A 2,080-nucleotide genomic window follows, 5' to 3' on the forward strand; every position below is an offset into this window, starting at 1 on the left:
GTCCCCCCGATCCCCCCAGATGGTTGCCCACTATGGCTGCCCACCGGTCCTCACGGACAGAAGCCCCCCGACTTCCGTGTCGGCCACCCCGCTCTCATGCCCCCGGAAGCTACACGCTTGTTCGACGTTGCGCTCCCCCTACGGGAGAGAAGTGCCCGGATTACCGAAATTCCCTCCGATTCGAGCGTGATGAGGGATACGTGCACGGCCCCGCCCCTGAGCTGGGGCGGGGCCGTGGAACGAGGCCGAGGGGGCGCGTGGGGTTACTTCGCCCCGAAACCGAGCGCCGTGTACTCCTTCTCGTCGTCCGAGTACGGCTTGCTGACCAGTTCCGAGCCGATGAACCAGCGTCCGTCGGTGTAGAGCATCTCGCTCATCGTCGGCGTCATGGCGCTGATCGCGCGGAGCACCGACTCGGAGGCCGGGGTCTCCAGGAGCTTGGTCTGCTTCAGCGTCTTGCCGTCGATGGAGACGACCTGGGCACCCTTGTCGTAGGGGCCGTCCTTGTAGGCGATGATGTTCGGCCCGTCCATCCGGATCGGGAACAGCTCGTGGTCGTCGCCCGCGTCCACGCGGTCACCGGTGGACTTCCCCGTCGCCAGCGAGAAGGAGACGATCTCGTTGGTGGAGCTGTAGGCGCCGGTGCCGTCGTGGCTCTTGGTCGGCATGTACACCTTGTCGTTGCCGACGTAGATGCCCTTGCAGGCCCAGACCCCGCGGACCGGGCACTCGTAGTCGTACTTGTCGTCCGGGATGGAGATCTTGGCGCGCAGCTTGCCCTTCTCGTCGAGGGAGAAGATGTCGGTCGTGCCGGTCAGCGGGACGTCGCTGCCCGTCACCACGCCGAAGACGACCGGGTTGGTGGAGATGACCTTGGCGCGCTGGATGCCGGAGGGCACCTTGTACGTCCACTTGACGCTGCCCGACTTGGGGTCGAGCAGCTGGATCTCGAAGGTCTCGCTGCCGTAGTCGCCGCACTTGCGGACGGCGATCAGCTGGGCGCCGCCCGCGTAGCCCTCGTCGGTGCACTGCCCGGCCTTCGGCGACCACAGCACCTTGCCGGAGTTGACGTCGAACGCGGCGCCACCGGAGTAGCCGCCGGCCGCGGCGACCGTCGTACCGGAGATGGTGACCTCGCCGAACGGCACCTTGCTGCCGCTGAGGTCGGCGTTCTTGGTCCACACCTCCTTGCCGGTCTCGACGTTGAACGCGGTGACCTCGGTGCAGGGCTGGCGGTCGTCGTTGTTCTTGCGCTTGGCCGCCTCGGTCACCACGACGGCGATGCCCTCGGTGGTGATCTCACGGGAGCCCGCGCAGGTCTGGCCGGCCAGGTCCAGCGTCCACTTGGGCTTGCCGCTGTCCGGCTCGTAGCCGACGATCTTGTTGAGCGCGGACTTGGCGTACGTGGTCTTCGTCAGCCAGGAGCCCTTGACGCTGTCGATCTGGAGCTTTTCCTTGACCTCGTGCGCGGGCACCTGGAAGAGGATCTTCGCGCTGGTACTGGACGGTGCCTTCTCCTGCGCCGTGGTCGGGATCTCCACGCCACCGGAGGACGAACCGCCGCCGGACGAGGAACCGCCGCCGTCGTCGCTCTTGGTGTCGTCCTTGCCGCCGGAGGTGCCCTCCGAACTGGCGGTGTCCTTCTTGCCGTTGTCGTCGCCGCCGTTGGACGTGGCGATGTAGACGCCGCCGCCGACGATGAGCGCGATGGCCGCGACCGCCGCGGTGATGATGATCGCCGCGGAGTTCACCTTCTTCTTGCCGCCGGGACCGCCGGGGCCGCCGGGGGCGTGCCCCACCTGCGGCTGCATCGGCATGGTCTGCGGCTGGTAGCCGTAGGGCTGCTGCCCGTAGGGGCCGGGCTGCGGCTGCTGGCCGTACGGGCCGGGCTGCGGGTGGCCGTAGGCACCCGGCTGGCCGGGATGACCGGGCTGGCCGGGATGACCGGGCTGGCCCGGGTAGCCGTAACCGGGCTGCTGCGGCGGGGGCGTCTGCGGGTAGCCGTAACCCGGGGCCGGCGCGGGCGGGCCCTGCGGCGGGGGCGTCGGGGCGCCGAAACCGCCGGCCGGCGGTTTCGGCG

Annotated in this window: 1 protein-coding gene; it reads right to left on the minus strand. The window is 69.1% G+C overall.

Features of this window, described 5'->3' with window-relative positions; genetic code table 11:
• Positions 1–263: 263 nt before the first annotated feature.
• A partial coding sequence (locus P1P70_RS43860; RefSeq protein WP_319247983.1) for a PQQ-binding-like beta-propeller repeat protein occupies positions 264–2,080 on the minus strand: 1,817 nt, incomplete at its 5' end.

The organism is Streptomyces sp. MB09-02B, from assembly GCF_033794485.1.
Classification (GTDB): domain Bacteria; phylum Actinomycetota; class Actinomycetes; order Streptomycetales; family Streptomycetaceae; genus Streptomyces.